Source organism: Pseudomonas sp. TE6288 (assembly GCF_054062095.1).
Genome location: NZ_JBSSEW010000007.1, coordinates 194,009 through 206,082, shown reverse-complemented (window position 1 = coordinate 206,082; position 12,074 = coordinate 194,009). Strand labels below are relative to the sequence as shown.

The following is a 12,074-nucleotide window of genomic DNA, read 5'->3' as shown; positions in this document are numbered from 1 at the left end:
CTGTCGGCATCCTCCAGGAGGCGCATGAGGGAATTTTCTTACCTTCATGCTGGCATGAACTGATCTAAGTCAGCGAATGATCCAGGCGTCAGATTTATTCTGAGGTCAACTTTCTCCTGGTACGGAGTCGATAAATGTCTGATTCTCCCGGAAAACTAAAACTGGGTGCGCTTGTTGCACTAGTAGTGGGTTCGATGATCGGTGGCGGGATCTTCTCGTTACCGCAAAACATGGCCGCCAGCGCCGGTGTCGGCGCCGTGCTGATCGGCTGGGCCATCACCGCGGTGGGCATGCTCACCCTCGCCTTCGTGTTCCAGACCCTGGCCAACCGCAAACCCGACCTCGACGGCGGTGTGTACGCCTACGCCAAGGCCGGTTTCGGTGACTACATGGGCTTTTCCTCGGCCTGGGGCTACTGGATCAGCGCCTGGCTGGGCAACGTCGGCTACTTCGTGCTGCTGTTCAGCACCCTGGGCTATTTCTTCCCAATCTTCGGCGAGGGCAACACCCCGGCGGCAGTGATCGGCGCCTCGGTCCTGCTGTGGGCCGTGCACTTCCTGGTGCTGCGCGGCATCAAGGAAGCCGCGTTCATCAACCTGGTCACCACCGTGGCCAAGGTCGTGCCGCTGGCCCTGTTCGCCCTGATCTGCCTGTTCGCCTTCAAGCTCGATGTGTTCACCGCGGATATCTGGGCCGTGGGCACACCGGAGCTGGGCAGCGTGATGAACCAGGTGCGCAACATGATGCTGGTCACGGTGTGGGTGTTCATCGGCATCGAGGGCGCGAGCATCTTCTCGTCCCGTGCGGAAAAACGCTCCGACGTCGGCAAGGCCACGGTCATCGGCTTCGTCACCGTGCTGCTGTTCCTGGTGCTGGTCAACGTGCTGTCGCTGGGCGTGATGACCCAACCCGAGCTGGCCAAGCTGCAGAACCCGTCGATGGCCGCCGTGCTTGAACATGTGGTGGGCCACTGGGGCGCGGTGCTGATCAGCGTCGGCCTGATCATCTCGCTGCTCGGCGCCCTGCTGTCGTGGGTGCTGCTGTGCGCCGAGATCATGTTCGCCGCCGCCAAGGACCACACCATGCCGGAGTTCCTGCGCCGCGAGAACGCCAACCATGTACCGGCCAACGCCCTGTGGCTGACCAACGCCATGGTGCAGATCTTCCTGGTCATCACCCTGTTCTCCAACAGCACCTACCTGTCGCTGATCTACCTCGCCACCTCGATGATCCTGGTGCCTTACCTGTGGTCGGCGGCCTATGCCTTCCTGCTCGCCTGGCGCAACGAAACCTACGAACAGGCCCTGGCCGAACGCAAGAAAGACCTGATCATCGGCGGCATCGCCCTGCTCTACGCGATCTGGCTGCTGTACGCCGGTGGCGTCAAGTACCTGCTGCTCTCGGCGCTGCTCTATGCCCCTGGCGCGATCCTGTTCGCCAAGGCCAAGCGCGAGGTCGGCCAGCCAATCTTCACCAGCGTGGAAAAACTGATCTTCGCCGCCGTGGTCGCGGGCGCCCTGGTGGCTGCCTACGGCTTGTATGACGGCTTCCTGACGCTCTGAACCCATGTCTTCGCATTACAGGAGGATTCACCATGTCCACTGAGAAACAGAAATACGGCGTACATTCCGAAGCCGGCAAGCTGCGCAAAGTGATGGTCTGCAGCCCGGGCCTGGCGCACCAACGGCTGACCCCAAGCAATTGCGACGAGCTGCTGTTCGACGACGTCATCTGGGTCAACCAGGCCAAGCGCGACCATTTCGACTTCGTCACCAAGATGCGTGAACGCGGCATCGAGGTCCTGGAAATGCACAACCTGCTGACCGAGACCGTGCAGAACCCCGAAGCGCTGAAATGGATCCTCGACCGCAAGATCACCGACGACACTGTTGGCATCGGCCTGAAGAACGAAGTGCGCAGCTGGCTCGAAGGGCTTGAGCCACGCAAGCTGGCCGAGTATCTGATCGGCGGCGTGGCAGGCGAAGACCTGCCCGACAGCGAAGGCGCGAGCGTGATCAAGATGTACCGCGACTACCTCGGCCACTCCAGTTTCCTGCTCGATCCGCTGCCCAATACCCAGTTCACGCGTGACACCACTTGCTGGATCTATGGTGGCGTCACCCTCAACCCGATGTACTGGCCGGCGCGACGCCAGGAAACGCTGCTGACCAGCGCCATCTACAAGTTCCACCCAGAGTTCACCCATGCCGACTTCGAAGTCTGGTACGGCGACCCGGACAAGGACCATGGCAAGGCCACCCTTGAAGGTGGCGATGTGATGCCGATCGGCAACGGTGTCGTGCTGATCGGCATGGGTGAGCGCAGCTCGCGCCAGGCGATCGGCCAACTGGCGCAATCGCTGTTCGCCAAGGGCGCGGTGGAGAAGGTGGTGGTCGCCGGGCTGCCGAAATCCCGCGCCGCCATGCACCTGGACACCGTGTTCAGCTTCTGCGACCGCGACCTGGTCACCGTCTTCCCCGAAGTGGTCAAGGAAATCGTGCCGTTCGTGATTCGTCCGGATAGCAGCAAGCCTTACGGCATGGACGTGCGTCGCGAGAACAAATCGTTCATCGAAGTGGTGGCCGAATCGCTCAACCTCAAGAAACTGCGCGTGGTCGAGACCGGCGGCAACAGCTTCGCCGCCGAGCGCGAACAATGGGATGACGGCAACAACGTGGTGGCCGTGGAGCCCGGCGTGGTCATCGGCTATGACCGCAACACCTACACCAACACCCTGCTGCGCAAGGCCGGGGTCGAAGTCATCACCATCAGCGCCGGCGAACTGGGCCGGGGCCGCGGCGGCGGTCACTGCATGACCTGCCCGATCGTGCGCGACCCTATCGACTACTAAACGTCCATCACCCCGGCCGTGCTCACCCAGCGGCGGCCGGGGGATTACCGAACTCAAGGAGAATCATCATGGCGTTCAACATCCACAACCGTAACCTGCTCAGCCTCGAACACCACACCACCCGCGAGCTGCGTTACCTGCTGGACCTGTCCCGCGACCTCAAGCGCGCCAAGTACACCGGCACCGAGCAGCAGCACCTGAAGGGCAACAACATCGCCCTGATCTTCGAGAAGACCTCGACCCGCACCCGTTGCGCCTTCGAAGTCGCCGCCTACGACCAGGGCGCCAACGTCACCTACATCGACCCCAACTCCTCGCAGATCGGCCACAAGGAGAGCATGAAGGACACCGCCCGCGTGCTCGGGCGCATGTACGACGCCATCGAGTATCGCGGCTTCAAGCAGGAGATCGTCGAGGAACTGGCCAAGTTCGCCGGCGTGCCGGTATTCAACGGCCTGACCGACGAGTATCACCCGACCCAGATGATCGCCGATGTGCTGACCATGCGCGAAAACAGCGACAAGCCACTGCACGACATCAGCTACGCCTACCTGGGCGATGCCCGCAACAACATGGGCAACTCGCTGCTGCTGATCGGCGCCAAGCTCGGCATGGACGTGCGCATCGCCGCGCCCAAGGCGCTGTGGCCGCATGACGACCTGGTCGAGCGTTGCAAAAAGTACGCAGAAGAAAGCGGCGCGCGCATCACCCTGACCGAAGACCCGAAAGCCGCGGTCAAGGGCGTCGACTTTGTCCACACCGACGTCTGGGTATCGATGGGTGAGCCGGTCGAGGCCTGGGGCGAGCGTATCCAGCAACTGCTGCCCTACCAGGTGAACAAGGAGCTGATGAAGTCCACCGGCAACCCGCGCACCAAGTTCATGCACTGCCTGCCGGCGTTCCACAACTCCGACACCAAGGTCGGCAAGCAGATCGCCGAACAGTACCCGCACCTGGCCAACGGCATCGAAGTGACCGATGACGTGTTCGAGTCGCCGGCGTGCATCGCCTTCGAGCAGGCGGAAAACCGCATGCATACGATCAAGGCGATCCTGGTGTCGACCCTGGCTGATCTCTGACAGCGGCCTTGACTCTGTGGGAGCCGGCTTGCCGGCTCCCACAAAGGAATGAGGCGCTCACCCTAAATCGCAAAGGACATTCCCCATGCGTATCGTTGTTGCATTGGGCGGCAACGCCCTGCTGCGCCGCGGCGAGCCGATGACCGCCGACAACCAGCGCGCCAATATCCGCACCGCCACCGAACAGATCGCCAAGATCCATCCCGGCAACGAACTGGTCATCGCCCACGGCAACGGGCCGCAGGTCGGCCTGCTGTCGCTGCAGGGGCTGTCGTACAAGCCAGATGAAGCCTATCCGCTGGACGTGCTTGGCGCTGAAACCGAAGGCATGATCGGCTACATGATCGAACAGGAACTGGGCAACCTGCTGGACTTCGAGGTGCCGTTCGCCACGCTGCTCACCCAGGTTGAAGTGGACGCCAACGACCCGGCGTTCAAGGACCCGACCAAGTTCATCGGCCCCGTGTACGCCAAGGACGAGGCCGAGCGCCTGGCCAAGGACAAAGGCTGGGTGGTCAAGCCCGACGGCGACAAGTACCGCCGGGTGGTGGCCAGCCCTAAACCCAAGCGCATCTTCGAGATCCGCCCGATCAAGTGGCTGCTGGAAAAAAGCAGCATCGTGATCTGCGCCGGCGGCGGCGGCATCCCCACCATGTACGACGAAAACCGCAAGCTCAAGGGCATCGAGGCGGTGATAGACAAGGACCTGTGCTCGGCGCTGCTGGCCGAACAGCTGGAAGCCGACCTGCTGATCATCGCCACCGACGTCGATGCGGCGTACATCGATTTCGGCAAGCCGACACAAAAAGCCATCGCCCAGGCGCACCCCGACGAGCTCGAGAAGCTGGGCTTTGCCGCCGGCTCCATGGGGCCGAAGGTGCAGGCCGCCTGCGATTTCGCCCGGCATACCGGCAAGGTCGCGGTAATCAGCTCGCTGGAGAACATCGAGGACATCGTCAAAGGCACCGCCGGTACCCGCGTTTCCACCGCCAAGCCGGGAATCAGCTACCGTTGAACGCAGTTGGCCGGTGCCTGGCACCGGCCGTTTTCAACCTTCCGGAGGACCTCGCCATGGCCCAGTATCAACCCGGTCACGTGCATATCGAGCGCACCGCGCTGAACACCAACGACCACAGCTACGACCTGTGCATCGACTACGAGGCCGTGTCGGATCCCAGCGAAGGCCGCGGCATCCAGTTCCGCATGCATGGCCACATCGAGGGCAAGGCCGTCGATGAGAAGTTCTTCCTGGCCAAGGACCAGGTGCTGCCGAGCTTTCTGATGCAGTTGAGCCGCAAGGCCCAGTCGTACCTGCCAGCGCCGAAGAAGTTCGAGAGTCTCGGTTCGCCGCACAAGCTCTACGACTACATGTTCGAAGACATTCGCCAGAAGCTCGATGTCAAATCGGGCGATTCGATCAAGCCTGAGCATCTGGGCTGAGTCCAATCGCGGGGCTTCGTGGCAGCGGGCTTGCCCGCGATTGGGTTTAGCGCCCTTCCCAAGGCATACTGGCGCACTCGCTTGGCCACTGCCCCGATCTCCCCATGCGCATCCACGTCAGCTTCATCGACCGCGTCGGCATCACCCAGGAAGTCCTGGCCCTGCTCGGCGCCCGCAACCTCAACCTCGATGCCGTGGAGATGGTCCCGCCGAACGTCTACATCGACGCCCCGACCCTGAGCCCCGCCGTGCTCGAAGAGCTGCACGACGCGCTGTTCGAGGTACGCGGCGTGCAATCGGTGGAAGTGGTCGACATCCTCCCCGGCCAACGCCGGCACCTGCAACTCGACGCCCTGCTCGCCGCCATGAGCGACCCGGTGCTGGCGGTGGACAGTGCCGGCAAGGTGCTGCTGGCCAACCCGGCGCTGATCGCCCTGTGCGGGCGTGAGTCCGCCGGGCGTTCGGTGGGCGAGCTGTTCGGCGACCCCGACCTGCTCCAGGCCCTGCTGGACAACAATTTCCACCTGCCCATGCGCGAAATGCAGTTGAACGGCCAGAGCCTGCTGCTCGACGCCACGCCAATCACCCATGCCGGCGGCCTGCTGACGCTGTACCCGCCCAACCGTATGGGCGAGCGCCTGTCGGCCCTGCACCACGACCACGCCGAAGGCTTCGACGCCATGCTCGGCGACTCCCCGACGATTCGCACCCTCAAGGCCCGCGCCCTGCGCGTGGCGGCCCTCGACGCGCCGCTGCTGGTCAATGGCGAAACCGGCACTGGCAAAGAGCTGGTGGCGCGCGCCTGCCACGCCATCAGCAGCCGCCATGCCGCGCCGTTCCTCGCCCTCAACTGTGCGGCACTGCCCGAGAGCCTGGCCGAGAGCGAGCTGTTCGGCTACGCCCCGGGCGCCTTCACCGGCGCGCAGCGCGGCGGCAAGCCCGGGCTGATGGAGCTGGCCAACCAGGGCACGGTGTTCCTCGACGAGATCGGCGAGATGTCGCCGTACCTGCAGGCCAAACTGCTGCGTTTCCTCAGCGACGGCAGCTTCCGCCGCGTCGGCGGCGACCGCGAGGTGAAGGTGGATGTGCGCATCATCAGCGCCACCCACCGCGACCTCGAGCGCATGGTCGCCGAGGGCACCTTCCGTGAAGACCTGTTCTACCGCCTCAACGTGCTCAACCTGCAGGTGCCGCCACTGCGTGATCGCGGCCAGGACATCCTGTCCCTGGCGCAATACTTCATGCAGCAGGCCTGCACCCAGATCCAGCGCCCGCCCTGCCGGCTCGCACCCGCTACACACCCGGCATTACTGGCCAACCCTTGGCCTGGCAACGTGCGCCAGTTGCAGAACGTGATCTTCCGCGCCGCAGCCATCTGTGAAAGCAATGTGGTGGATATCGGCGATCTGGACATCGCCGGCACCTCGGTCGCGCGGGGGCAGGATGGCGAGGTAGCGAGCCTGGAACAGGCAGTGGGGGATTTCGAGCGGGAGTTGCTGCAACGCCTGTATGCCAGCTATCCCTCGACGCGGCAGTTGGCGGGGCGCTTGCAAACCTCGCATACCGCGATAGCCCAGCGCTTGCGCAAGTACGGTATTCCAAACAAGGCCTGATGCCGCTTCGCCGGACCAGTCTTGCCCCCGGAAGCAGGCCGTATTGAAATCATTACATCGTACCGAATTCGCTACACATCCATCTGGGTGCCTGTGCACAAGGGTTTGATCCCACAATGCTTTTGAATCACCCTCCTCCTGTATCGATTTCATTCCAAAAAAATGACGAATCGATTGCATTCATAAACTAACTATTTGATTTATAAGTCTTTTTAAGACTGGCCGCATTATTGCTAAGGGAATTCCAACCTTAAGAGCGCGGAACCTACCGCGCCCAACGCCCCTGCTTCCCGAGGAATCCCATGAGCGAGTTGCGTTTCACCGAAGATCACGAATGGCTGCGCGTCGAAGCCGATGGCAGCGTCACCGTGGGCATCACCGCCTACGCCCAGAACGCCTTGGGTGATGTGGTCTATGTGCAACTGCCGGAGCTGCAGCAGTACGACAAGGGCGCCGAAGCCTCCACCGTGGAGTCGGTCAAGGCCGCCAGCGGCGTATACATGCCACTGACCGGTGAAGTGGTCGCGGTCAACGAAGGCCTCAACGATAGCCCCGAGCTGGTCAACGAAGACCCGCTGGGCGAAGGCTGGTTCTTCCGCTTCAAGCCTGCCGACATGGCTGAAGTCGAAGCCCTGCTCGACCAGAATGCCTACGACCGCCTGCTCAAAGCCAACGACGACGCCTGAGGAATCGCCATGACCATCAACCTCGGCACCGCCAACGAATTCATCGCCCGCCACATCGGCCCACGCGCCGCTGACGAGCAGGCCATGCTCACGACCCTGGGCTTCGACTCGCTGGAAGCCATGACCGCCGCGGTCATCCCCGACAGCATCAAGGGCACCAGCGTGCTCGGCAGCCACGACGGGCAGAGCGAGGCCGATGCCCTCGCCGCATTGAAAGCCATCGCCGGCAAGAACCAGCTGTTCAAGAGCTACATCGGCCAGGGGTACTACAACACCCACACCCCGGCACCGATCCTGCGCAACCTGCTGGAGAACCCGGCCTGGTACACCGCCTACACCCCGTACCAGCCGGAGATTTCCCAAGGCCGCCTGGAAGCGCTGCTGAACTTCCAGACCCTGATCAGCGACCTCACCGGCCTGCCGATCGCCAACGCCTCCCTGCTCGACGAAGCCACCGCCGCCGCAGAAGCCATGACCTTCTGCAAGCGCCTGTCGAAGAACAAGGCCAGCCATGCCTTCTTCGCCTCCGTGCACTGCCACCCGCAGACCCTCGACGTGCTGCGCACCCGCGCAGAACCCCTGGGCATCGAGGTGGTGGTGGGCGACGAGCGCGAACTGGGCGACGTCAGCGCCTTCTTTGGTGCCCTGCTGCAGTACCCGGCCAGCAACGGTGACGTGTTCGACTACCGCGAGGTGGTGCAGCGCTTGCACGGCGCAGGCGCCCTGGTGGCCGTGGCCGCCGACCTGCTGGCCCTGACCCTGCTCACCCCGCCGGGCGAGTTCGACGCCGACGTGGCCATCGGCAGCGCCCAGCGCTTCGGCGTGCCGCTGGGCTTCGGTGGCCCGCACGCGGCCTACTTCGCCACCCGCGACGCCTTCAAGCGCGACATGCCGGGCCGTCTGGTCGGGGTATCGATCGACCGCTTCGGCAAGCCAGCCCTGCGCTTGGCCATGCAGACCCGCGAGCAGCACATCCGCCGCGAGAAGGCCACCAGCAACATCTGCACCGCCCAGGTGCTGCTGGCCAACATCGCCAGCATGTACGCCGTGTACCACGGCCCTGCCGGCCTCAAGCGCATTGCCGAGCGCACCCATGCGCTGACCGCGATCCTCGCTACCGGCCTGATCAAGCTGGGCATCAAGGTCGTCACCGGTGATTTCTTCGACACCCTGACCCTGGCCACCGGTGACAGCACCGGCGCGCTGCACGACAAGGCCCGCGCCCAGGGCATCAACCTGCGCCAGGTCGACGCCGCCCAGCTGGGCCTGTCGCTGGACGAAACCAGCACCCAGGCCGATGTCGAGGCCCTGTGGCAGCTGTTCGCCGGCGGCCAGGCCAGCCCTGACTTCACCGCCCTGGCCAACACGGTCGCCGTGCGCCTGCCGGCCGGCCTGCTGCGCCAGTCGGCGATCCTCGAGCACCCGGTGTTCAACCGCTACCACAGCGAAACCGAGCTGATGCGCTACCTGCGCCGCCTGGCCGACAAGGACCTGGCCCTGGATCGCAGCATGATCCCGCTGGGCTCGTGCACCATGAAGCTCAACGCCGCCAGCGAGATGATCCCGGTGACCTGGGCCGAGTTCGGCAACCTGCACCCGTTCGCCCCGGCCGCGCAAAGCCAGGGCTACCTGCAGATGACCAGCGAGCTGGAAGCCATGCTCTGCGCCGCCACCGGCTATGACGCCGTGTCGCTGCAGCCCAACGCCGGTTCCCAAGGCGAGTACGCAGGCCTCCTGGCGATCCGCGCCTACCACCGCAGCCGTGGCGACAGCCACCGCGACATCTGCCTGATCCCGTCCTCGGCCCACGGCACCAACCCGGCCACCGCGCACATGGCCGGCATGCGCGTGGTGGTGACCGCCTGCGACGCGCGCGGCAACGTCGATATCGACGACCTGCGCGCCAAGGCCATCGAACACCGCGAACGCCTGGCGGCGATCATGATCACCTACCCGTCGACCCACGGCGTGTTCGAGGAAGCCATCGGCGAGATCTGCGCGATCATCCACGACAACGGCGGCCAGGTGTACATCGACGGCGCCAACATGAACGCCATGGTCGGCCTGTGCGCCCCAGGCAAGTTCGGCGGCGACGTCTCGCACCTGAACCTGCACAAGACCTTCTGCATCCCCCACGGCGGCGGCGGCCCGGGCGTCGGCCCGATCGGCGTCAAGGCGCACCTGGCGCCGTTCCTGCCGGGCCATGCCCAGCTGGAAAACACCCAGGGCGCGGTATGCGCCGCACCGTTCGGCAGCGCCAGCATCCTGCCGATCACCTGGATGTACATTCGCATGATGGGTGGCGCGGGCCTCAAGCGCGCCTCGCAGATGGCGATTCTCAACGCCAACTACATCGCCCGCCGCCTGGAAGAGCACTATCCTGTGCTGTACACCGGCGGCAACGGCCTGGTGGCGCACGAGTGCATCCTCGACCTGCGTCCGCTCAAGGACACCAGCGGCATCAGTGTCGACGACGTCGCCAAGCGCCTGATCGACTTCGGCTTCCACGCCCCGACCATGTCCTTCCCGGTGGCCGGCACGCTGATGATCGAACCGACCGAAAGCGAGTCGAAAGAGGAACTGGATCGCTTCTGCAACGCCATGATCCAGATCCGTGAAGAGATTCGCGCGGTCGAGAACGGCAGCCTGGACAAGGACGACAACCCGCTGAAGAACGCCCCGCACACCGCGGCGGAGCTGGCCGGCGAATGGGTCCATGGCTACAGCCGCGAGCAGGCGGTGTACCCACTGCCGAGCCTGGTGGAAGGCAAGTATTGGCCGCCGGTTGGCCGGGTCGACAACGTGTTCGGCGACCGCAACCTGGTCTGCGCCTGCCCGTCGATCGAGAGCTACCAGGACGTCTGATCGGGTGGGGCCGCTGCGCGCCCCATCGCCGGCAAGCCGGCTCCCACAGGTTCAGCGCTAATCTGTGGGAGCCGGCTTGCCGGCGATGGGCTGCGTAGCAGCCCCAATGGGCTTACTGGCCATCATCAGGAGGAAGCAGCATGTCTTTGAGCGTCTTCGACCTGTTCAAGATCGGCATCGGCCCCTCCAGCTCGCACACGGTCGGCCCGATGCGTGCCGCCGCGCGCTTCGCCGAAGGCTTGCGTCGTGATGGCCTGCTGGCCAGCACGGCCAAGGTCAAGGCCGAGCTGTATGGCTCGCTCGGTGCCACCGGCAAGGGCCACGGCAGCGACAAGGCCGTGCTGCTTGGCCTGGAAGGCGAGCATCCGGACACCGTCGATACCGAAGCCATCCCCGCACGCCTGCAAGCCATTCGTGAAAGCGGTCAGCTCAGCCTGCTCGGTGAACACGACATCGCCTTCGTCGAAAAGCAGCACCTGGCGATGATCCGCAAACCGCTGGCCTACCACCCCAACGGCATGATCTTCCGCGCCTTCGATGCCGCCGGCCTGCAGATCCGCAGCCGCGAGTACTACTCGGTGGGCGGTGGCTTCGTGGTCGACGAGGATGCGGCGGGCCATGACCGCATCGTCGAGGACAGCACCGTACTGCCCTACCCTTTCAAGACCGGCAAGGAATTGCTCGGCCACTGCACCGCGCAGCACCTGCCGTTCAGCCAGGTGATGCTGGCCAATGAGGCCGCCTGGCGCCCCGAAGCAGAGACCCGTGCCGGCCTGCTGCGCATCTGGCAGGTGATGCAGGACTGCGTCGAGGCGGGTTGTCGGCACGAAGGCATCCTGCCTGGCGGGCTGAAGGTCAAGCGCCGGGCTCCGGCGCTGTACCGCCAGCTCAGCCGGCATCCGGAAGCCAGCCTGCGTGATGCGCTGTCGGTGCTCGACTGGGTCAACCTCTATGCCCTGGCGGTGAATGAGGAAAACGCCTATGGCGGACGTGTGGTCACGGCGCCGACCAATGGCGCGGCCGGCATCGTGCCGGCGGTGCTGCACTACTACATGCGCTTCGTGCCCGGCGCCAACGAGGACGGGGTGGTGCGCTTCCTGCTCACCGCCGCGGCGATCGGCATTCTCTACAAGGAGAACGCGTCGATCTCCGGGGCCGAGGTGGGCTGCCAGGGCGAGGTCGGCGTGGCCTGCTCCATGGCCGCAGGCGCCTTGTGCGAAGTGATGGGCGGTACCCCGCAGCAAGTGGAGAACGCCGCCGAGATCGGCATGGAACACAACCTGGGCCTGACCTGCGACCCCATTGGCGGGCTGGTCCAGGTGCCCTGCATCGAGCGCAACGCCATGGGCTCGGTAAAGGCGATCAACGCGGTGCGCATGGCCCTGCGCGGCGACGGGCAGCACTACGTTTCCCTCGACAAGGTCATCCGTACCATGCGCCAGACCGGCGCCGACATGAAAAGCAAATACAAAGAGACCGCCCGCGGCGGTCTGGCCGTCAACATCATCGAATGTTGACCCGAATAAAAACCGAGGAGTCA

Annotated in this window: 9 protein-coding genes; all 9 read left to right on the top strand. The window is 64.4% G+C overall.

Features of this window, described 5'->3' with window-relative positions; genetic code table 11:
• The first annotated feature begins 134 nt into the window (after positions 1 to 134).
• The 9 genes from arcD (at position 135) to ACVWY1_RS09560 (ending at position 12,051) form a co-directional block, all read left to right on the top strand.
• Positions 135 to 1,562, top strand: coding sequence for an arginine-ornithine antiporter (gene arcD, locus ACVWY1_RS09600; protein ID WP_102682957.1), 1,428 nt, complete (start codon positions 135 to 137; stop codon positions 1,560 to 1,562).
• 32 nt (positions 1,563 to 1,594) lie between these two features.
• A complete protein-coding gene (gene arcA / locus ACVWY1_RS09595; RefSeq protein WP_139669056.1) occupies positions 1,595 to 2,851 on the top strand; it encodes an arginine deiminase in 1,257 nt (418 codons plus the stop codon).
• Positions 2,852 to 2,919: 68 nt separating this feature from the next.
• The gene (locus tag ACVWY1_RS09590) at positions 2,920 to 3,930 is read left to right on the top strand and encodes an ornithine carbamoyltransferase (protein WP_046854307.1); all 1,011 of its coding nucleotides are present in this window, start codon (positions 2,920 to 2,922) and stop codon (positions 3,928 to 3,930) included.
• An 85-nt stretch (positions 3,931 to 4,015) separates the two neighbouring features.
• Entirely contained in the window at positions 4,016 to 4,945 is a 930-nt protein-coding gene (arcC, locus tag ACVWY1_RS09585) for a carbamate kinase (protein WP_102682959.1), read from the top strand.
• Between the two features lie 56 nt (positions 4,946 to 5,001).
• The gene (locus ACVWY1_RS09580; RefSeq protein ID WP_031315061.1) at positions 5,002 to 5,370 is read left to right on the top strand and encodes a DUF5064 family protein; all 369 of its coding nucleotides are present in this window, start codon (positions 5,002 to 5,004) and stop codon (positions 5,368 to 5,370) included.
• Between the two features lie 104 nt (positions 5,371 to 5,474).
• The gene (locus tag ACVWY1_RS09575) at positions 5,475 to 6,983 is read left to right on the top strand and encodes a sigma-54-dependent transcriptional regulator (RefSeq protein ID WP_277501842.1); all 1,509 of its coding nucleotides are present in this window, start codon (positions 5,475 to 5,477) and stop codon (positions 6,981 to 6,983) included.
• A gap of 302 nt (positions 6,984 to 7,285) precedes the next feature.
• Complete coding sequence (gcvH, locus tag ACVWY1_RS09570) at positions 7,286 to 7,669, top strand: glycine cleavage system protein GcvH (RefSeq protein ID WP_102682962.1); 384 nt, start codon at positions 7,286 to 7,288, stop codon at positions 7,667 to 7,669.
• A 9-nt stretch (positions 7,670 to 7,678) separates the two neighbouring features.
• Positions 7,679 to 10,534 (top strand): aminomethyl-transferring glycine dehydrogenase, encoded by a 2,856-nt coding sequence (gene gcvP / locus ACVWY1_RS09565; protein ID WP_457378182.1) that lies wholly within the window; start codon positions 7,679 to 7,681, stop codon positions 10,532 to 10,534.
• Positions 10,535 to 10,674: 140 nt separating this feature from the next.
• On the top strand, positions 10,675 to 12,051 hold the full coding sequence (locus ACVWY1_RS09560; protein WP_457378181.1) for an L-serine ammonia-lyase: 1,377 nt from the start codon (positions 10,675 to 10,677) through the stop codon (positions 12,049 to 12,051).
• The last annotated feature ends 23 nt before the right edge of the window (positions 12,052 to 12,074 follow it).

Coding starts and splice junctions, on each gene's coding strand:
- arcD (WP_102682957.1), top strand. CDS start 135: ATGTCTGATTCTCCCGGAAAACTAAAACTGGGTGCGCTTGTTGCACTA.
- arcA (WP_139669056.1), top strand. CDS start 1,595: ATGTCCACTGAGAAACAGAAATACGGCGTACATTCCGAAGCCGGCAAG.
- ACVWY1_RS09590 (WP_046854307.1), top strand. CDS start 2,920: ATGGCGTTCAACATCCACAACCGTAACCTGCTCAGCCTCGAACACCAC.
- arcC (WP_102682959.1), top strand. CDS start 4,016: ATGCGTATCGTTGTTGCATTGGGCGGCAACGCCCTGCTGCGCCGCGGC.
- ACVWY1_RS09580 (WP_031315061.1), top strand. CDS start 5,002: ATGGCCCAGTATCAACCCGGTCACGTGCATATCGAGCGCACCGCGCTG.
- ACVWY1_RS09575 (WP_277501842.1), top strand. CDS start 5,475: ATGCGCATCCACGTCAGCTTCATCGACCGCGTCGGCATCACCCAGGAA.
- gcvH (WP_102682962.1), top strand. CDS start 7,286: ATGAGCGAGTTGCGTTTCACCGAAGATCACGAATGGCTGCGCGTCGAA.
- gcvP (WP_457378182.1), top strand. CDS start 7,679: ATGACCATCAACCTCGGCACCGCCAACGAATTCATCGCCCGCCACATC.
- ACVWY1_RS09560 (WP_457378181.1), top strand. CDS start 10,675: ATGTCTTTGAGCGTCTTCGACCTGTTCAAGATCGGCATCGGCCCCTCC.